Source organism: Arthrobacter sp. BL-252-APC-1A (assembly GCF_009696625.1).
Lineage (GTDB): Bacteria > Actinomycetota > Actinomycetes > Actinomycetales > Micrococcaceae > Arthrobacter_B.
In genome coordinates this window covers 458,328-477,109 of record NZ_VULS01000002.1, presented here as the reverse complement: position 1 = coordinate 477,109, position 18,782 = coordinate 458,328, and the positions used below count along the sequence as shown (strand labels likewise).

General features: G+C 66.1%; 13 protein-coding genes. 6 read left to right on the top strand and 7 right to left on the bottom strand.

The window, feature by feature from the left end:
• Nucleotides 1–186: 186 nt before the first annotated feature.
• Complete coding sequence (locus tag FYJ28_RS05010; RefSeq protein WP_229780224.1) at nucleotides 187–1,317, bottom strand: YlbL family protein; 1,131 nt, start codon at nucleotides 1,315–1,317, stop codon at nucleotides 187–189.
• 264 nt (nucleotides 1,318–1,581) lie between these two features.
• On the opposite strand from FYJ28_RS05010, the gene FYJ28_RS05005 reads away from it, so the two are divergent.
• Nucleotides 1,582–3,057 (top strand): zinc-dependent metalloprotease, encoded by a 1,476-nt coding sequence (locus tag FYJ28_RS05005; RefSeq protein WP_154578454.1) that lies wholly within the window; start codon nucleotides 1,582–1,584, stop codon nucleotides 3,055–3,057.
• Here the strand turns inward: FYJ28_RS05005 and FYJ28_RS05000 are convergent.
• Entirely contained in the window at nucleotides 3,054–3,626 is a 573-nt protein-coding gene (locus FYJ28_RS05000) for a M48 metallopeptidase family protein (protein WP_154578453.1), read from the bottom strand. The two genes, FYJ28_RS05005 and FYJ28_RS05000, sit on opposite strands and share 4 nt — an antisense overlap.
• 122 nt (nucleotides 3,627–3,748) lie before the next feature.
• Between FYJ28_RS05000 and FYJ28_RS04995 the strand changes: the two genes are divergently transcribed.
• On the top strand, nucleotides 3,749–4,801 hold the full coding sequence (locus tag FYJ28_RS04995) for a ThiF family adenylyltransferase (RefSeq protein ID WP_195840598.1): 1,053 nt from the start codon (nucleotides 3,749–3,751) through the stop codon (nucleotides 4,799–4,801).
• An 11-nt stretch (nucleotides 4,802–4,812) separates the two neighbouring features.
• Here the strand turns inward: FYJ28_RS04995 and FYJ28_RS04990 are convergent, their stop codons facing one another.
• Nucleotides 4,813–6,936 (bottom strand): ATP-dependent DNA helicase UvrD2, encoded by a 2,124-nt coding sequence (locus tag FYJ28_RS04990; protein ID WP_326831515.1) that lies wholly within the window; start codon nucleotides 6,934–6,936, stop codon nucleotides 4,813–4,815.
• Nucleotides 6,933–7,889: an NAD(+) diphosphatase gene (gene nudC / locus FYJ28_RS04985; RefSeq protein WP_055239515.1), complete on the bottom strand. Its 957-nt coding sequence runs from the start codon at nucleotides 7,887–7,889 to the stop codon at nucleotides 6,933–6,935. The genes FYJ28_RS04990 and nudC overlap by 4 nt, the downstream gene beginning before the upstream one ends.
• Nucleotides 7,890–8,042: 153 nt before the next feature.
• Between nudC and FYJ28_RS04980 the strand changes: the two genes are divergently transcribed.
• The 4 genes from FYJ28_RS04980 to FYJ28_RS04965 all read left to right on the top strand — a co-directional run bounded on the left by FYJ28_RS04980 (nucleotide 8,043) and on the right by FYJ28_RS04965 (nucleotide 11,509).
• A complete protein-coding gene (locus FYJ28_RS04980) occupies nucleotides 8,043–9,365 on the top strand; it encodes a macrolide 2'-phosphotransferase (RefSeq protein ID WP_326831514.1) in 1,323 nt (440 codons plus the stop codon).
• A 145-nt stretch (nucleotides 9,366–9,510) separates the two neighbouring features.
• The gene (locus FYJ28_RS04975) at nucleotides 9,511–9,891 is read left to right on the top strand and encodes a GntR family transcriptional regulator (RefSeq protein ID WP_055239513.1); all 381 of its coding nucleotides are present in this window, start codon (nucleotides 9,511–9,513) and stop codon (nucleotides 9,889–9,891) included.
• Nucleotides 9,888–10,817, top strand: coding sequence for an ABC transporter ATP-binding protein (locus FYJ28_RS04970; RefSeq protein ID WP_055239512.1), 930 nt, complete (start codon nucleotides 9,888–9,890; stop codon nucleotides 10,815–10,817). Before FYJ28_RS04975 ends, FYJ28_RS04970 begins: the two co-directional genes overlap by 4 nt.
• Entirely contained in the window at nucleotides 10,814–11,509 is a 696-nt protein-coding gene (locus FYJ28_RS04965) for a hypothetical protein (protein ID WP_055239511.1), read from the top strand. The genes FYJ28_RS04970 and FYJ28_RS04965 overlap by 4 nt, the downstream gene beginning before the upstream one ends.
• Before the next feature lie 113 nt (nucleotides 11,510–11,622).
• Here FYJ28_RS04965 and FYJ28_RS04960 read toward each other — a convergent pair whose 3' ends face one another.
• Genes FYJ28_RS04960 through FYJ28_RS04950 form a run of 3 tightly spaced genes read right to left on the bottom strand, consistent with a single transcriptional unit; the run spans nucleotide 11,623 to nucleotide 18,724 of the window.
• A complete protein-coding gene (locus FYJ28_RS04960; RefSeq protein ID WP_154578451.1) occupies nucleotides 11,623–15,081 on the bottom strand; it encodes an ATP-dependent DNA helicase in 3,459 nt (1,152 codons plus the stop codon).
• Entirely contained in the window at nucleotides 15,078–18,311 is a 3,234-nt protein-coding gene (locus FYJ28_RS04955) for an ATP-dependent helicase (protein WP_154578450.1), read from the bottom strand. Before FYJ28_RS04955 ends, FYJ28_RS04960 begins: the two co-directional genes overlap by 4 nt.
• The gene (locus tag FYJ28_RS04950) at nucleotides 18,308–18,724 is read right to left on the bottom strand and encodes an MGMT family protein (protein ID WP_154578449.1); all 417 of its coding nucleotides are present in this window, start codon (nucleotides 18,722–18,724) and stop codon (nucleotides 18,308–18,310) included. The genes FYJ28_RS04955 and FYJ28_RS04950 overlap by 4 nt, the downstream gene beginning before the upstream one ends.
• Nucleotides 18,725–18,782: the final 58 nt, after the last annotated feature.

The following is an 18,782-nucleotide window of genomic DNA, read 5'->3' as shown; positions in this document are numbered from 1 at the left end:
TCGGATCTCTGCTGCCTCGGTATCAAAGCAACTAACGACCCCTGTGTCCGACGGCCTGCCCGTTTCTTGCCGTGGTTCCTTATTCTGCCCTGTTAAATGCGCTCGGGGCCACTTATCAGCGGTTAGGACGGGAACCTTATTAGGATCGTGATTCGATCCCTCCGCGCCTGCGGTGTCCCGGCACCGTCACGGACAGCGTGCCAGGTCCCCGGCACCGCTCCCGGATGCGAGGGTTTTCACGGCAGTGAGCGCCTCTTCCAGGGTGCTCACGCTGACCACTTCCAGGCCGTCCGGAATATTACCCGTTACGTCATCGCAGTTGGCAACAGGCGCCAGGAAAAATTCTGCTCCCGATTCCGCGGCGCCAACCATCTTCTGCTCAATGCCGCCGATCGGTCCAACCTGGCCGTCAGCATCGATGGTGCCCGTGCCTGCGAAGCGGTGCCCCTCGGTCAATTCCCCCGGGGTCAGCTTGTCGATGATTCCCAGTGCGAACATCATCCCGGCAGAGGCTCCGCCGACATTCTCAAGGGCGATTGCCACTTCGAACGGGAAGGTGAAATCGATGCTCAGGTAGGCGCCTACCTGGTATGCACCGCTCTCCGCCAGGGACGGGGTCACCTCAAGGGTCTGTTCCTCTCCGTCGCGCCTCACCGTAATACGGGCGGCGTCCCCGCCGGTGGCATTCAGTGATTCACGCAGGCTCTCCACGCTGGTCACCGGATTGCCGTCCACTGACACAATGATGTCTCCGGTTTCCAGCACACCCTCCGCCGGAGCACCCTCCATGATCCCGGCCACCGAGATTTCCTCCGTGAACGGAATCCCCAGTTCATCCAGTGCGGCCGCCACAGCGGATTCCTGCGAAGAGGTCATGGCCTCGGCGTTGCCCTCCTGGATTTCCCCCCTGGTAGTTCCCGGCGGATAGACGAAATCGACGGGCAGCACGGCGTCCTGCGGATCCAGCCAGGCACCGACCACTTCCCCCATGTTCACCGCACCATTAGGGCCTCCGGACACATACACGGTGGTGAGCGCCAGCTCCCCGGACGTCGAGTACGTCTGCTCACCTTCGATGGTGATGAGCGGGCTGTCCCCTATTTCCCCGATCGTATTGAAAGTCGGTCCGGGCGATTCAAGGACGTACGGGGCGGGCAGCAGCAGGGCAGCAGCGCCCAGCACGAATGCGGTGCCGCCGGCGATCATCAGCGCCCGGCGGCGGGGCGGGCGCTGCCCCGGGCGTGCGCGCGGGGCAGTGCCTGCGGGTTCGGCACCTGCTGCGCTGCCTGCGGGCGGTTCTTCGTTCGGAGAACGCAATCTGCTGTCCTTTCCTGGGGCTCGTGGCCTCAGTCCGGTCTGGCACCGGGAGTATCGGGCGGTACATGCGCACGGGAATGGGCTTGCCTGGACCCGGGCGCACACGGGCTCTGCCGACATTCTCCCACGTGCGCCTTTGCCAACAGCGAACGAATCCCGCGAATACGGGACAGTGCCCGGCAGGTGCCGGTAACGTGGGATTCCACGCAGCCGGTGACCCACCGCTGCCAATGCACTAGAACTTCCACAGGACCGGTGGTACCCATGAGCTCAAATCCCTCCGACCACGGGGACACTCCCCAGGATCCGCTGTCCGAGATGCTTGCCCGCCTCTTTGGCGGCGGAGGCCAGGCCGGAGGCATCGACCCGCAGGAACTGGCCAAGGCAGCCGGCCTGCCTTCGGATCCGAACGCCATGGCCATGATTTTCCAGCAGGTCCAGGCCATGTTCAGCACCCCGTCCGACGGGCCGGTCAACTGGCAGCTCGCCAAAGACAACGCCAGAAGGGTGGCCGCAGCGGGAGGTGACCCGTCGATTACGGCGTCCCAGGCCCGCGAGGTGGACGAAGCCCTTCACGTAGCTCAGATGTGGCTCGATCCGGTAACGGATTTCCCCTCGACAACGACTCTTGGCAGGGCCTGGTCCCGCGCAGAGTGGGTTGAAGCCACAATGGACTCCTGGCGGCGGCTGACCGAGCCGGTGGCAGTCAGCATCTCCCAGGCACTCTCAAATGCAATTACCACTCAGATGCCGGAAGAAATGAAGTCCATGATGGGCGGCGCTTCTTCCATGCTGGCGAACATGGGCGGGGCCATGTTCGGCATCCAGCTGGGCCAGGCAGTTGGCGCATTGTCCAAGGAAGTCCTCAGCTCAACCGACATTGGCCTGCCCCTGTCCGAGGGCACCATGGCGCTGCTCCCGACCAACGTCGCCTCGTTCGGCGAGGGGCTCGACGTCCCCGACGCCGAGGTCCGGCTGTACCTCGCAGTCCGCGAGGCCGCGCACGCCCGGCTGTTTGCCCACGCGCCGTGGCTCGCCGCCCACCTCTTCGGCCTCATCGAAAGCTACGCCCGGGGCATCCACATCGACGTCTCGAAGATCGAGGAGGTTGCCCGGGATATTGATCCGGCCAACCCGGAGTCGATCCAGGAAGCACTCGCCGGAGGTGTCTTCCAGCCCGAACGCACTCCCGCGCAGGACGCTGCCCTGGAACGGCTGGAGACGGCCCTAGCCCTGGTTGAAGGATGGGTGGATGAGGTAGCTGCCGCAGCGACGTCGAACCTTCCCTCAGCCCAGGCGCTGCGCGAAATGATCCGCCGCCGCCGTGCCAGCGGCGGACCGGCGGAACACACCTTTGCTTCGCTGGTGGGCCTTGAGCTCCGCCCGCGCCGTCTTCGTGACGCATCCGCCCTGTGGGCTCAGCTGCGCGAAGAACGCGGGATCGAAGGCCGGGACGCCATCTGGCAGCACCCGGACCTCATGCCAACTTCCAAGGACCTGGATGATCCCGCGGGCTTCAGCAAGCGGCGCGAGCTGCTGGACGCTTCGGACTCCGACGTGGATGCAGCGCTCCGGCGGCTGCTGGACGGCGGGTTCGACACTCCTGAGGACGACGGCGCTGCCGACAGCGAAGACGGTACGGAGTCCCGGCCGGATAGCGGCGACGGCGGTTCCGAAGGCGACGGCCCGGATGAACATGGCTCCGGGGACGGCTCCGGAAAGAACGGACCCTCCGCCTAGTCCTCGGCGAACTCTCCCTTAAGACCCCGCGCACTGGCGTACGCGGCGCCGGAGAGATAAGCCTTGGCTGTTTCAGTGTGCGGATAGGACTGGAGAAGGCGCCAGAACTTCGGGCTGTGGGACCCCTCGATCAGGTGCGCGAGCTCGTGCAGCAGCACGTAGTCCACCACCCACTGGGGCATGCCGATCAGCTTGTCGGACAGCCGGATGGTCCCCCTGGCCGGAGTCGCAGAGCCCCAGCGGGAGTTCTGGTTCCCCACCCAGCGGACGGAAATTGGCCGGGCCGCACCGCCCAGGTACTGCCGGGACAGCTCCGCGGCGCGTTCGGCCAGCCCGGAGTGCGCCTCCGCCGGGTCCGCGGCAGGCGGAGCGGCCGTCTTGGTCTCCAGCCTGTCCACCATGCGCTGGACCCACTCGGCTTCCTGGGCCTTTGTGAAGTGGGCAGGGATCGAAACAACGGCCACTCCGTCCCGGAAAACGGCATTGACCGTGCGCTTGCGGCGTGCCGAACGCCGCACTTCGATGGGCAGCCCGGCACGGGTGGTGGCTGGGGTGGAGACAGATGGCATATCTCCACATTATTCGCCTCGACGGGTGCATTCGAAACCTGTGGAAAACTCCTGCGGCCCCATCCTGGACGTGCTTACATGGTGCCCCGGCACAGCACATTCCAATCCGAAGGAGTCCAGACATGCGGATCAACCCGGGGATTTACGTCCTGGACCTCGGTTCGGACCGCCGGCAGTTCGGGCTGGGCAGCGGAGCCCTTCTCCTCGCCGGACTGACGGACGCCGACCTCACGTTCATCCATGCCCTGCGCTCAGGGATTCCCGACGGCGGAGAACCGGAAGCGGCGGCAGCCGCAGGTGTTGACACCCAGCGCAGCGAGCAGCTGCTTCGGGCGCTGGCACCCGTTCTGCTGGCGAATCCGGCTGACCGCAGGCTCCTGCCGCCGCTGCGCCAGGAGCGGCTTGGTCCCGACCTTGAACGGCTCTCGGCCGTCTATGGCCGCGACGCCCTGGAACCGGTAGCGCTGCGCGGCTCGGCAGCCGTCGAGGTCCTGGGACTTGGCCGGTGCGGGGCGCTGGCCGCACGGATCCTTGCGGCCGCCGGTATTGGCACCGTGCTGCTGGGCGATGCGGGTATCGTGCGTCCCAGCGACGTCGGACCCGCCTACGCCCTGACTGATATCGGGATGCCGCGGTTCCAGGCTGTCAAACGCCAGCTGTACCGAATCGACCCCACTGTGCGGGTGGTTCAGATCCCGTGGCCGTCAGCCGAAGCCGGCCCCGCTGGCGTCGATCTGTCGATTCTGGCCTGCGAGCAGCCTGCCCCGCTGCACGCCCTGCCCGAAGGCCGGCGCGAGCAGCCGCACCTGGCAATAGCGGCCCAGCAGTACGGTTACCAGGTTGGCCCGCTGGTGGTTCCCGGGGCAACACCATGCCTGGGGTGCCTGGACCGGCACCGCGGGGACGCGGATCCGGGCTGGTATGCCGCTGCCCTGGCTCCGGAGGGCCCCGCCCAGGATGAGAACGCAGGTCCGGGAGGCGAAGAAGTGTCCTCAGCGGCCCTGGCAGCCGCTGCCGCCGCAGGACAGGCGCTGTCCTTCATCGACGGGGTGGCCCAGCCGGTGACCTGGTCTGCCGTGCTGCAGTTTCGTGCTGCCGACGGCCATGCCGGCATAGAGCCGCTGGAGTTCCACCCCAGCTGCGGATGCCGGCTGCAGTCCGCCCGGGCGGCCTAGCCGCGCCGGAACTACAGCTGCGGGCTCTTGGACAGCACCTCGAGCACGGCCTCGCCATAGCGTTCGAGCTTGGAGGGGCCCACACCCGGCAGCGTCGCAAGCCGGTTCAGCGTAGGCGGCTTATCCTCGGCGATGGCAACCAGGGTAGCGTCCGTGAACACAACGAACGCCGGGACGCCGGCCTCTGCGGCTGCCTCCCGCCGCCATTCACGCAGTGCTTCAAAGGTTGCCTCGTCATAAGTTGCGGGACAGTCCCCGCAGCGGCCCATCTTCCGTTCCGCTCCGCTGACAAGCAGGCTCCCGCAGACACGGCATTTGGCCGGCCCGGTGACCTTCCGCCGGGCAGGCTTTGCCTGCCGCGGGGTACCGGTGTCACGCGAGGTATTCGGCCGAAGTCCGTCAAGGAACCTGGAGGGCTTGCGGTTCGCCCGGCCGCCTGGCGTCCGGGCTGTCGACCAGGAAAGAAAGAGATGCTCCCGCGCACGGGTGATGCCCACGTAGAGCAGCCGCCGTTCTTCATCAACGGCTTCCGGAGTGTCCGCGAAGGAAATCGGCATGAGTCCTTCGCTCAGGCCCACCAGGAAAACCGCGTCCCATTCCAGGCCCTTGGCTGAGTGCAGGCTGGCCAGGGTCACTCCCTGTACCTTCGGTGCATGCTGGGCAGCGGCCCGCTCCTCCAGCTCGGCGGTGAAATCCTGCAGGGTAAAGATGCTGTCCGGGTCCAGGGTGCGGTTCGCATGCAGCTCATCAGCCAGCGCAACGAGCGCAGCCAGTGACTCCCACTTCTCCCGGGTAGCTCCTCCGCCTGAGGGCGGCTCGGCCGTGTACCCGAGGTTGGCCAGGATGTCACGTACCAGCTGGGGCACGGGTTCGTTCCCGACGGACCGGGACGCCGCGCGCAGCTGGAGCATAGCGTCCCGCACTTCACGCCGGGCGAAGAACCGCTCGCCGCCGCGCAGCTGATACCCGATTCCTGCGGTTGACAGGGCCTGCTCATAGGCTTCGGACTGTCCGTTGGTGCGGAACAGGACCGCGATCTGGCTGGCTTCAACCCCTGCATCGAGAAGCTTCCGGATGCGGCCGGCAACCTGTGCGGCTTCTGCCTCGTCATCCGAACACTCGGTGAACTCCGGTTCCGGACCGGATTGGCGCTGGGCAATGAGTTCGAGGGGCGCAGGCCAGGGAGGAGCATTCCGCGAGCGCTCCCCCTCTGCCGTGCGCGCAGCAAGGATCCGGTTTGCCAGGTTCACGACCTGCGGTGTGGACCGGTAGTCCCGGACGAGCTTGACTACCTGGGCGCCGGGAAAACGGTGAGTGAACTCGAGCAGGTGCCGGGACGTGGCACCGGTGAAGGAGTAGATGGTCTGGCTGGCATCGCCGACTACACAGAGTTCATCCCGCTCCCCCAGCCACAGATCCAGCAGCCGCTGCTGGAGCGGCGAAACGTCCTGGTATTCGTCCACCACAAAGTGGCGGTACTGGTCGCGTACCGTCGCAGCCACACGCGGATCTTCCTGCAGGATGCCGACGATAATCAGCAGTACGTCCTCGAAGTCGATGACGTTGCGGTCTACCTTCACGTCTTCGTAGGACTGGAAGATGCGCGAGACGGTGGTGAGGTCGAAGCCCGCAGGAGCATCACGGCCTGCTGCTGCCCGCACATAGCTGTCCGGGGTCAGCATTGAAACCTTCGCCCACTCGATCTCAGCTGCTACATCGCGGATAGCCGCCCGGTCGGTGGAGAGGCGCAGCCTGCGTGCCGCCTCGGCGATGAGCTGCGCCTTATGGTCCAGCAGTGCGGGCAGCGGCCCTCCGACGGTCTGCGGCCAGAAGTACTGCAGCTGTTTCAGGGCAGCAGCGTGGAATGTCTTCGCCTGCACGCCCCCTGCACCGAGATCCCGCAGCCGGGTGCGCATCTCAGCGGCGGCACGGGCCGTGAAGGTTACGGCGAGGACCTGCTGCGGCTTGTACATGCCGGAGTGGACGCCGTAGGCCATGCGGTGGGTGATGGCACGGGTCTTGCCGGTGCCGGCTCCGGCAAGGACACAGAGCGGCCCGGAAAGAGTGGTCGCTACTTCGCGCTGCTCGTCGTCGAGACCGGCGAGGATGCGGGCTTCGAGGGTATCAATGCTCACTTGCTGCCCTCCGGTTCCGGAACGGGGCCGCCGTACCAGCGGTCGATCAGGTTCCGGGCAATCGAGATGGAAGAGGGGATGCTGAGCTCCCCGGAGGCGACCGCATCGGTGAGTTCCCTGCGGGTGAACCACCGCACGTCTGCCATTTCGACGCCGTCGGCCCGCGGTTCGGTGCCATCCGCCTCGGCGCAGAAACCAAGCATCAGCGAGCACGGGAACGGCCATGGCTGGGACCCCAGATACTGCGGGTTGCGCACCACGACTGCGGATTCCTCCGCCACCTCGCGGATGACTGCCGCTTCGAGGGACTCCCCGGGTTCCACGAAGCCGGCAAGGGTGGAATAACGGTTGCCCGGCCAGGCCGCGGCCCGCCCCAGCAGGATCCGGTCCTGGGGGTCGGTGATGGCCACGATGATCGCCGGATCAGTCCTGGGGAAGTGCTGGCTGCCGTCTTCGGAGCAGCGGCGCACCCAGCCGCCCTGCTCCATTCGGGTGGGGGCACCACAGCGCGGGCAGTGGGTGTGCGTGGCATGCCAGTTCGCAACCGCACAGGCTTCCACAAACAGTCCCGCGTCCAGGGACCCCAGAGTAACCGCGACGTCGCGCAGCCCTGCCCAGCGGGCACCGCTGCTTTCCATCTCAGGATCGGGTTCGGCCAGCGTGACCATCACTATGTCCGCACCGGCAGGAACCTGGCCGTCTTCGAGCGTTCGGCCCAGGTAGACGGGCTCATCGCCAAAGCCTTCGGGACCGGCGGGCTCAAGGACGAGTTTCTCTTCCCGGATCAGGGCCTTCCCGCGGGAAAAGTACATCACCCGGGTGGTCTCCAGGGCACTGATCTGCTCGAAGAGGTCTCCGGCTGTCCTCCGCTCACTGCCGCGGTCTATGGCCCCGCGTGCAAGCGGAAGCCGTCCTAGCTGCGGGGAGTCTGGCGTGCGTAACGGACTGCTCATACCCCTACCGTACTTACTTCGCGGGCCCAACCAGAAAGCCGTGGCCCGCCAGTGGACAATGCGGCATCCCCGGCTGAGTTTTTCCTCACGCTCTTCCGACTCGCCGGGTGCCTATGGGTTACTCGCACCACATCTGCCCCTACGGTTGAAAGTGTGAAACGCACACCCATGGAATTGGCAGCCCTGGCCAGCGCCGCCGTACCGGCGCTGGCGCTTACCGGCGTGGCCGGTTCGCCCGACGACGCCGCGGACTTCGACTCCGCGCTCCTGGTTGACGACGCCGGAAAACAATGGCGGGTGCGTTCCCCCAAGCATGTGGAAGCAAGCATGCGCCTGGAGACTGAGCTGCTTGTTCTGCGGGCTTTTGTGCCGGCTGTCCGCGCCGAACTGCCCTTCGCGCTGCCCTATGTCGCAGGAACCGTCCGTCAGGGCGAGCTGTGCACCTTTGTCTACTCCCATCTTCCCGGGGCCACAAAGGATATTGACGAGCTGGCCGTGGCCGGGGGTGATCTCGCGGCGGACGTCGGGCGTGCGATGGCCGCCATTCATGCCCTCCCGCAGTCCCTCGTGAACAACGCGGACCTGCCGAGCTACACGGCCAATGAGTTCCGCCAGCGCAAGCTGAATGAGCTGGACCAGGCCGCGACGACCGGCAAGATTCCCCCGACCCTGCTGCGCCGCTGGGAGCACGCACTGGAGGACGTTGGACTCTGGCGTTTTAGCCCCACTGTGGTGCACGGGGACCTTCACGAGGACAACCTGCTCATTTCCGGGAACCGGATCAGCGCCGTGAATGGCTGGACCGATCTGCGGATCGGTGACCCCGCAGATGATTTTGCCTGGCTCATCGCGGCGAACAACTCCCGTTTCACGGACACAGTCCACAGCGCCTACGTTGCCGCCCGGCCCGATGCCGTAGACCCCCACCTAATCAGGCGGGCAGCCCTGTCTGCGGAGTTTGCCCTTGCCCAGTGGCTGGTCCGCGGGCTGGCTGCTCAGAACCAGTCAATGGTGGAGGAAGCCGAAGAGATGCTCGCGACGCTGGAAGCGGACATCCTGGCCCAGGAAGAGGCGCTGGAGGACGCAGCGGATGCCGGTGCGGATGCTGCTGCGGGCCCCTCGGCGCCGTCCAGTCCCGCGGTCCAGGCCGAGCCGCTCCTGCAGACCGGCTCCGCTGCTAAGGCGGTTCCCGCAAAACCGGGCGCCCCCGCCGTCTCCACCGGCACCAGGCCGTCCACCGGGGGCGGCAAGGTTACGGTTATGCCCATTCCGGAACCGGAACCGTCCCCCAAACCAGAGCCGGCGGCGGAGCCCGCAGAGGTTAGGGCCGAGAAAGACGCTCTGCCAACCCCGGAGGAGTCCCCCGCTCCGGATGTGGATGAGACCGGCGAGGAAGCTGAAGCGGGTCCCGCTACCACGGCAATTCCGCTGGTTGTGGCTGATTCCCCTGCAGCCAAAGACACCAGGAACTCCTGACACCCCGGTATCGCTGCAAAGCCCAGTGAAAGCCCGCCTGATTTTCAGGCGGGCTTTTATTTTTGGGAGCACTATTGACGGACATCCTGGTTCCATGGTTAGTTAGTCAAGTAATGAACCAACAAGCCAGCGTAAGCAGGATGCCGTGATCGACGACAGCAAACCGATCTTCCAGCAGATCGCCGAACGGATCGAGTCAGATGTGCTGGACGGCGTGCTGGCGGAGGAGGAACAGGTGCCGTCAACGAATGAGATTGCAGCCTTCTACCGGATCAACCCGGCCACTGCGGCCAAGGGCGTGAACCTTCTGGTTGACGAAGGACTCCTCTACAAGCGCCGGGGAATCGGCATGTTCGTTGCACCCGGAGCCCGTGCACAGGTCCTGGCCAAGCGCCGGGAGCAGTTCTACCGCCAATACGTCCAGCCACTCCATCTGGAGGCCCGGAAACTCGGGATCAGCATGGAGGAACTCACAAACCTCATCCAACGCAGTGCCGCTGAACACGAAGGGACCCCGGCACCATGAACGTCATAGAAACCCGCGGACTGACCCGCCGATACAAGGACCAGGTGGCCCTTGACGACGTCAATCTCGACATCGCCCCAAACCGCATCTACGGCCTTCTGGGCCGCAACGGCGCAGGGAAGACAACCCTGATGTCCATCTTGACCGCACAGGGCTTTGCCACCTCCGGCGAAGTGCGGGTGTTCGGCGGAAACCCATTCGAAAACGAGCACGTCCTCTCCCGGCTGTGCTTCGTCCGGGAGTCGCAGAAATACCCGGATGACTTCACTGTCCGGAATGCCCTGGATGCAGCTGCCCTGTTCTTCCCCAACTGGGACAAGGACCTCGCGGACACCCTGCTCGAGGATTTCCAGCTCCCCCGGCCGAAGAAGCACCGGATCAAGAAACTCTCCCGTGGCCAGCTGTCCGCCGTCGGCGTGATCATCGGGCTGGCATCCCGGGCAGAGCTGACTTTCTTCGACGAACCGTACCTGGGACTCGACGCCGTCGCCCGGCAGCTCTTTTACGACCGGCTGCTGACCGACTTCGCAGACCATCCGCGGACGATCATTCTTTCCTCCCACCTGATCGACGAAGTGGCGAACCTGCTCGAACACGTCATCGTCATCGACCGCGGGCGCATCGTGATGGATGACGAGGTGGAAGCCATCACCGGATCCGCCTTCGCGGTGGCAGGGAAATCGTCCTCCGTGGAGGAGTTCGTTGCGGGACGTCCGATCCTGCACCGGGAAGGACTGGGCGCTTTGGCCTCGGTCACGGTGGACACTCCGCTGTCCGCCGATGACCGGCAGCGGGCGCAGGCCCTTGGGCTGGAACTCGCCCCGGTGTCGCTGCAGCAGCTCATCATCCGGCGCACCCTCAAAGCCAACGAACACTACGGCTCCCATCAGGAGAATAACGAGAAGGATCTGGAGGTCCTGCGATGAACCGCCCCCTCGCCGTCGCGCGTATGCAGCTGCTGAACAAGTGGCTGTACCTTGGCATCCCGGGAATTATCATCGCCTCATCCACGCTCATCGCCATCGCGATCCTGGCGATGGTCCCGTCTGACGGCGGCGAAGGCACCAGGATGGCGTTCTCCGGCCAGGCGGTCATGTGGTATTTTCTGGCGGCCGGCGTCCAGTCGCTGAGCCTGACCTTCCCGTTTTCGCAGGCCATGAGCGTCAGCCGCCGGTCCTTCTACATCGGAACATTGGGACTGTTCTCAGTCCTGGCACTCGCACTGGGTGTCCTGTACTGGGTGCTGGGACTGGTGGAACAGGCAACGAACGGCTGGGGAGTCGACGGGAACATCTACGCGCTGCCCTGGGTCGTTGAGTCTGCCTGGTGGGTCCAGATCCTGCTGTACTTCGCGCTGACAATTCTCCTGTTTATGTTCGGTTTCTGGTTCGCCACCGTTTACCGGCGATGGAGGACCACGGGCCTGGTAGCAGCACTCGTCGGATTCGGCCTGCTTCTGCTTGGCGCGGTTGGACTCGCGTCATACACAGACTCGTGGGCTTCGGTGGGCGCCTGGTTCATGCAGCTCACACCCCTGGCCCTGACCGGCTGGCTGCTGCTCGTCGGAGTGGTCCTGGCAGCCGGATCCTATGGGACCCTCCGCCGGGCCACCCCGTAGCCGGCACACAGCACACAATACGAACAGCGCCGCCGTCCGGTCCGGGACGGCGGCGCTGTTCAGGTTTCTCCGCCCGCGCCATGGCCCGAACGGAAAGCCGGCGTCATCCGGCCTTATGCATCCGAACCGCCTGCGGCATCGAGGATGATCCGTTCCAGCTCCTCTTCCCCAAGAAGGTTGTGCGGACGAATCACTTTGTCTGCCGCAACGTAGTAGAACGCTGCACGAACCGTTTCCAGGGGAACACCCTTCAGTCTCGCCCAGGCCAGCCGGTAAACCGCCAGCTGCACCGAGCGGACCGCCAGCTTCTCCTTCGAAGGCGGAGCGCCCGTCTTCCAGTCGATCAGGTCCCAGCCGCCGTCCTCATCCTGGAACACGGCATCGATCCGTCCCCGGACGACGACGGAGTTGACCCGTGTCTCGACCGGAACCTCGATGTAAGCCGGCGTCCGCTGTGCCCACTCAGAAGCTTCAAACGTGGCCACCATGTCCTCGAGCTGGTAAGCCTCGTCAACGTAGGCATCTGCGGCCCCGGGGTACTCGTCAATGTCGAGCATGCCGCTGCGGCCGAAGTACTCCTCAATCCAGGCGTGGAACGCTGTTCCCTTGCGGGCTGCCATCCCCGGTTCCCGCGGAACAGGACGGCGCAGCTGTCGGGTCACTGCCTCAGGATCATCCTGCAGGTCCACGAGCATGGAGGCCGAGATATGGGCGGGCAGTTCAACTTCCATTACCTCGTCCGGCGCACGGTGCCGGGCAAGGACCAGCTCTACGTCCCGCCCCCAGCGCCGGGGTTCGAATACGTCGTTCCCGGTCTCCGAAACAGCGCCCTTGTCCCGGGACCCGGCCGGCGGAACGGATTCGCGGGCGGCCGCGAGCACCGCTTCGGCAGCGGCTTCCATGGCCGCCCGCCTCTCCGCAGGCAGCGGGTCCTTGGGCCAGCTGGCCCGCTCCACTGCCGCGTTCGCCGGGTTCTCGTCCCCTTCGTCCTCCGGTTCCAGCCAGGAGAGAAGATGGTAGCCGGGTGCACCGCCCTTACCGAGTTCGTAGAGTTCCAGCTGATAGCGCGACGCCGGTGTCGGCTTGGTCCGGCCGCCGCCCCAGGCACTGGAGGTGCAGAACAGGATGTCCTTGGCACGGGTGAAGGCCACATAGGCGAGCCGCCGCTCTTCGCGCTCCGCATGGCCGCGCGCATCTTCGGCAAACTGTTTCTCGGCTTCCAGCCAGGATTTCTGGTCCGGCTGTTCCCAGTCCCACTGCGGCAGGTCCGGTCCGTCTCCGCGCAGGTTCCACGGGATGGCGGAGTTTCCGCTGCTCCAGCGTGAATCCTTCGCGTTCGGGAACTGGCCCTCCGAGAGACCCGGTACGGCCACTACATCCCACTCCAGGCCTTTGGACGCGTGGACTGTCAGCAGCTGGACTGCTTCGCGGGAGGTCTCCAGCGCGGTGACCGGCAGGCCGTTCTCCTCCTCGTCGGCAACTTCCAGCCAGGCCAGGAAGGCCGCGAGGTCCACACGGTCCGCGGAGGCACTGAATGTGGCGGCTGCGTCGATGAACGCGTCCAGGTTCCGCCTGGATTCGTGGATGCTGATACCCGGCTTGGCCGCTACCTCGATGTCCAGCAGGATGCGGCGCTCCACCTCGCCGATCAGGGTGGTCAGGTCTTCCCCGACGTACCCGCGCAGCTGCCGCAGTTCATCGCGCAGAGCGCTCAGCCGGGCCAGCCCTTCCTCTGTCAGCGTGCGTCCGGCGCTGGAGACCCATCCCGGTTTGGGCAGGTAGTCCACGGCTTCCACCAGGCTTCCGGCTTCCGCGAGATCGGTTTCGACGACGGCGGCGCCGGTTTCATCAGGCCCGTGTACATCCGAGAGATCCTGGACCCGCACAGCCCGTTCCCGGACCCGGACAAGGTGCCGTGACCAGTCAGCCAGCGCCATCAGGTCTGCCGGACCAATGCGCCAGCGCGCCCCGGCAAGGATGCGGAGCATTGAGTCAGAGCGTCCCGGATCGCTGAGGACCCTCAGGACTGCGAGCAGGTCCACGATCTCCGGGGTTGAAAGCAGCCCGCCAAGGCCTACGATCTGCACGGGGATACCCCGGTCTTCCAGCGCCCGGCGGATCGAGTCGAACTGCTTCTTGCCGCGGCACAGCACAGCCACAGTGGGCGGCAGCGCGTTCCCGCGGCCATCGGTTTCATGGCTGGGGTGCCTAAACCACTGGGTGCGGACCCGGGCGATCTCGGTGGCCAGTGCTTCGGCTTCCCCCACGCTCACGGTACCGTCCGGCAGGGTGACGGTTTTCTCGCTCAGGTAGCGGCCCAGGAATACATCGCCGACGCGCGCTTTTGGCTTGGCCTGCAGTTCCGGGACGTCCAGCGGCCGGTTGTTCTTCAGCCACGGCACCGGTGCGTTCAGGGCTCCGGAGACTGCATTGGCAGCAGCGAGGATGGAGGTTGAGTTCCGCCAGGCCACGGACAGGTTGGCGACGCCGGCCAGCGAACGGCTGCCGTCGGAATTGAACCGCGGGAAGTGCTCCCGGAAAGTGCCCAGCTGACCCGCGGATGCCCCGCGGAAACCGTAGATCGACTGGTGCGGATCGCCCACCGCCGTTACCGGAGTGCCGTTGCCGAAGAGCGTGGAGAACAAGACCATTTGGGCGTGGGAGGTGTCCTGGAACTCGTCCAGCAGCACCACTTTGTACTTGGCACGTTCCATCTCGCGTGCTTCGGGGATCTCCTCGGCAATGCGGGCGGCGAGCGCCACGAGGTCACCGAAGTCCAGCAGCCTGCGCTCAGTCTTGGCGCGCTGGTAAGCCTCTACCAGCTCCGTAACCGAGATACGGGTGCGGAGCTTGTTGACCAGGTCCTTTGCCGCCTGGGTGGGCTGCTTGGGCTTGCCTGCCTGGTATGGCAGGGCCAGAACCCCGGCCACATGCTTCTCGAGCTCGGCACGGACCCTCGCCGGCGTCTTTAGGTGCTCAGAGCATTCCGAAGCCATCTGCAGCACCGAAGTGACCAGAGTGGATTTAGCGGCGGTGAAATGCTCATAGTCCCCGGTGTAGGCCTCCACGACCTCGTTGGCCAGCTGCCAGGACTGGGCACCTCCGAGCATTACGGAGTCACGTTCGACGCCGATGCGCAGGCCGTAGTCATTGACGATGCCGTTGGCATAGGAGTGGTAGGTGGAGACCGCAGCTTCGAGCTGCGGGTCATGGTCACCGGTGTCCTCCCCCAGTTTGCGTTCCAGCAGCCGCAGCCGTCCGCGGATACGGCTGGCCAGTTCCCCGGCCGCCTTGCGGGTAAAGGTAACGCCGAGGATCTGTTCCGGTGCAACCAGCTTGTTCGCCACCAGCCAGACCACGCGGTCGGCCATGGTCTTGGTCTTTCCAGACCCTGCTCCGGCCACCACCAGCAGCGGTTCCAACGGACCCTCAATGATCTGCTGCTGGGCCCCGGTGGGGTACTGGACGTCCTGCGGATCGCCGTCGTGCAGCATCTCCGCCAGTCTCCTGGCAGAGTACTGCGGCTGGAACGGCGTGTTCTGCTCCACGTCATCACTCACGTCGACACTCATTCCGTGACCTGCTTTCCCTCAGTGCACAGCGGGCAGATCTCCGGCAGCCGGCAGCCGTGTCCGCCGTGTCCGCCGTGTCCGCTGCGCGCGGGGTCATGAACGGTGTCGAACTTCTCATCAGACATAAGCGCCGCGGCCTGCTGGATCATTTCCAGCGCACTGGTGTCATCAGGGCCCAGCGGCGGCTGCTCCTGCACAGCGACGCCCTTGGAACTGGTGCCCAGCTGCACCAGGGCAGCGCCGCCCGGGACCCGTGGACCCTCGTCAAGCGCGCCTTCCCGAACTGCCTCCTGGTAAGAAGCCAGCTGGGGGTGCCCTTCGAGGTCCGCCTTCTTCGGCGCACTCCTGCCGGTCTTCAGATCCACGATGTACAGCCTTCCTTCGGCGTCCTTCTCCAGCCGGTCGATCTGGCCGCGCAGCAGGGCCGTCCGGACTGCGCTTCGGACTTCCACCGGAATTGCCGCTTCGAAGTCCTGTTCCACGGCAACCAGGGACCTGCCGCCCTGGCGCATCTTGATTACGTATTCCGCCAGCTTGCCCACCATGGTTTCGGCCCGCTTGAGATCTGTCTTCCCTTCCCAGTTGTCCTTCATGCCAAGGGAAGGCCAGCGCCTGCGAAGCTCCTGCGTGTATTCGGTGCCGGTGGCATCGGGCATCTCCTGGGCGATCTGGTGAACCAGTGTGCCAAGCGAACGGGCAAAATCGGTGGCCTGTTCCCCGCCCACGGCAGAAACAAACCAGCTCAGGGGTGATTTCATCACGGCGTCCACCTTGGAAGGCGAGACCGGAATGGGTGCCTGGGTCGGCAGGATCGGTCCGGTGCTGGACAGCGGACGGAGACCCCACCACTCCGCCGGCGCAGCTCCGGGCACACGGACCGGGTGCCGGAGCATCCGGCCGAGGTGGAAAGCCGCTTCGCGCGCTGTCTCCGGATCGGTTTCGGCCTGCTGGGCATGGGCCCTCAGTTCCGCGACGAGGGAGCGCAGGGTCAGCGGGCGCAGGACCTCTGTGCGGGGGCGAACTCCGACGCCGTCAGGCAGCGGGTCCACCAGGTCCAGGAACTGGGAGGGCTGCTCGTCATCCGAAGCCACGGCCGTGCAGACCAGCACATCCCGGGCGCGGGAGATCGCAGTGGAGAAGCTGCGCAGTTCGTCGTAGCGGGTCGCCTGCATCAGCGCCTGCGGGTTGCGGGCGGAGCGGTAGTCGGTGTCGGGGAACTCGACGGCTGCCACCAGGTCCCCGCTGCCGAGCAGTTCCCCGCGCAGACGGAGGTTGGGCCAGACACCCTCCTGGATACCGGCGACGATCACCACGGGCCATTCGCGCCCTGCGGCGCTGGCCGGGGTCAGCAGTTCAACCGCGCCACGCTGCTGTGCCCTGGCTGCGAGGGTGTCCATGGGCAGTTCGGAACTGGTGAGGTAGTCCAGGAACTGTGCCGGTGTGGAGCCCGGAAGCTGGTCGACGTAGCGCTCAGCAGTCTGGAACAGTGCCATGATCGCGTCCAGGTCCCGGTCGGCCCGGATTCCCGCCGATCCTCCCGAGAGGGCGGCTTCCGCCCACTTTTTGGACCACCCCGACGTCGACCACAAAGCCCACAGGACAGTCTCGGCACTGGCACCGGGCTGCCCAGCTGCTTCGCGGCCGGCACGCAGCATAGCTGCCAGCCGCTTGGCGGGCGCCGCCTCCCAGCCCAGTCCGGCGAGCGCCAGCCCGGAGTCGGAAAGCGGGTCCAGCAGTGCCTCCACCAGCAGGGCGTCGGAACTGCGCCCGCCGCCCGCACGAAGTTCTTCACGGCGCAGCGCCTGCCGCAGCCTGCGCAGGTCCAGCGATCCTGCCCCGCCGATCCGTGAAGTGAGCAGCGAGTCCGCCAGTTCCGGAGTCAGCAGGTCCTGGTCCAGCACAACGCCGAAGGCATCGAGCAGGGGCCGGACGGCGGCTTCGTCGCGAACAGCCTTTTCAGCCACCGGCACACGCACCTCGATCCCCTGGCTGATGAGGTAGCGCTGGATCCGTGCCAGCTGGCCTCCGGTGCGCACAATCACGGCGATGTCCTCCAGCTGCCGGCCGTCCAGCAACTGCGCTTCCAGGATCCGCTGGGCTACGTAACGCTGCTCATGCATGGGCGAATCCACCACGTGGGCCGTCGCCGACACCGGACCGGTTCCATCATTTCCGCTGCGGCCGCCGGGGGTCCGCGCAGCGGCGAGTCCCTTCACCACGGAAATGCGTGAGGCGCAGCGGTGCCAGGCGGCGGCGACGGGTTCAGCCAGCCGGTGCTGGGTCTGCAGCACCGCGGTCTGGAGATCGGAACCCAGCACGTTCTTCAGGTCACCGAGCAGATCCGGGCGGGCGCCGCGGAACCCCTGGACCACGGTGTCCGGGCTGGCAGTGACCACGGCTTCGCGGTCCCGGGCCAGCAGCCCCAGGAGGCGGTGGATCGCGCCGTTGGCTTCCTGGAGGTCATCAACGAGGATCAGCTGGAGCCGCTCGTGCTCTGCCGCCAGGAACCCGGGCTCGGAGGCCAGAATGTCCGTTGCCGTAGTGATGATCCCGGCGGGGTCGAAGGCCTCCGGCATACGCAGATCCAGGACATCGCGGTATTCGGCGTACAGATGCGCTGCAGCAATCCAGTCTTGCCTCCCGTACCGCCGGCCAAAGTCCTCCAGCTGTTCGGGAGCGAGCCCGAGTTCAATCACCCGGTCAAACAGCTGCCTGATCTCCTGGCGGAACCCCCTCGTGCCCAGTGCCAGGGACAGTGAGTCGGGCCAGGGCAGCTGCGGCACGCCGTTCTGTCCGTGCCCGGCGAGCAGCTCCTTGATGATGACGTCCTGTTCCGCACCGGACAGCAGTTTCGGGGCGCGGGTAACGTGCGGCATTAGGCCCTCGGCCTTGGCACGGCGGATGACGTCGAAGGCGTAGGACGCCCAGGTCCGTGCCGGAGCGGCGCTGATGGTTCGTTCCAGCCGGGCGGACAGCGAGTCACGGAGCGCGGCAGCTGCCAGCCGCGACGGTGCCAGCAGAAGCACGCCGGCAGGATCCAATCCGCCGTGTGTGATGCGCTCGACGGCGGTTTCCACCAGGACCGTGGACTTTCCGGTTCCGGGTGCGCCCAGTACAAGGAGGGGCCCGCTCCCGGCCGGGCGCTCGACGGCGGCACGCTGGTCCGGGCTAAGCTGCGGTGCGGCCTGGCCGGCCGCGGCGGGCGGAACTAGCCGCAGGTTGATGCTCATACCTCCACTTCACCATGTCCCGGTGACATTCCCTGCTTTGCCGGCGATGCGCCGGCAGCCAGCCGGTTCCGCAGCGCATCAAGTGTTTCCCAGCCGGCGTCGTCGGGCTGCCACCGTGCCTGGCTGATCCGGACCCGGTAACCGGACCCGTCCGGTTCCACGCTGCCCCGCAGTGGAGTTTCCTCCTGCAGGTAATGCGTCCATGCGCGCCGTCCGTGGCAGGCAGGGGGCTCACCTGATGAGCGGATCACCCGCCACCAGGGGACCGAACCTCCTTCCCTGGACAACACTGACCCAACCTGCCGCGGCCCGCCGGCACCGAGCAGTTCGGCAATGTCCCCGTAGGCCAGCACCCGGCCCGGGGGAATCAGCGCGGCCACGGCCAGCACTGCTTCCCTAAAGTCCTCCCGCATGATTCCAGCTTAGCCATGCCCGGCGCGCTGATTCCGGGTAATGTCCGTGCCCGCCGGT

Bases quoted from the DNA above. Each gene is read 5' to 3' on its own strand.
- FYJ28_RS04950 (WP_154578449.1), bottom strand. From the start codon at position 18,724: ATGCGGGAGGACTTTAGGGAAGCAGTGCTGGCCGTGGCCGCGCTGATT.
- FYJ28_RS04955 (WP_154578450.1), bottom strand. From the start codon at position 18,311: ATGAGCATCAACCTGCGGCTAGTTCCGCCCGCCGCGGCCGGCCAGGCC.
- FYJ28_RS04970 (WP_055239512.1), top strand. From the start codon at position 9,888: ATGAACGTCATAGAAACCCGCGGACTGACCCGCCGATACAAGGACCAG.
- FYJ28_RS05000 (WP_154578453.1), bottom strand. From the start codon at position 3,626: ATGCCATCTGTCTCCACCCCAGCCACCACCCGTGCCGGGCTGCCCATC.
- FYJ28_RS04995 (WP_195840598.1), top strand. From the start codon at position 3,749: ATGCGGATCAACCCGGGGATTTACGTCCTGGACCTCGGTTCGGACCGC.
- FYJ28_RS04965 (WP_055239511.1), top strand. From the start codon at position 10,814: ATGAACCGCCCCCTCGCCGTCGCGCGTATGCAGCTGCTGAACAAGTGG.
- nudC (WP_055239515.1), bottom strand. From the start codon at position 7,889: ATGAGCAGTCCGTTACGCACGCCAGACTCCCCGCAGCTAGGACGGCTT.
- FYJ28_RS04960 (WP_154578451.1), bottom strand. From the start codon at position 15,081: ATGAGTGTCGACGTGAGTGATGACGTGGAGCAGAACACGCCGTTCCAG.
- FYJ28_RS05005 (WP_154578454.1), top strand. From the start codon at position 1,582: ATGAGCTCAAATCCCTCCGACCACGGGGACACTCCCCAGGATCCGCTG.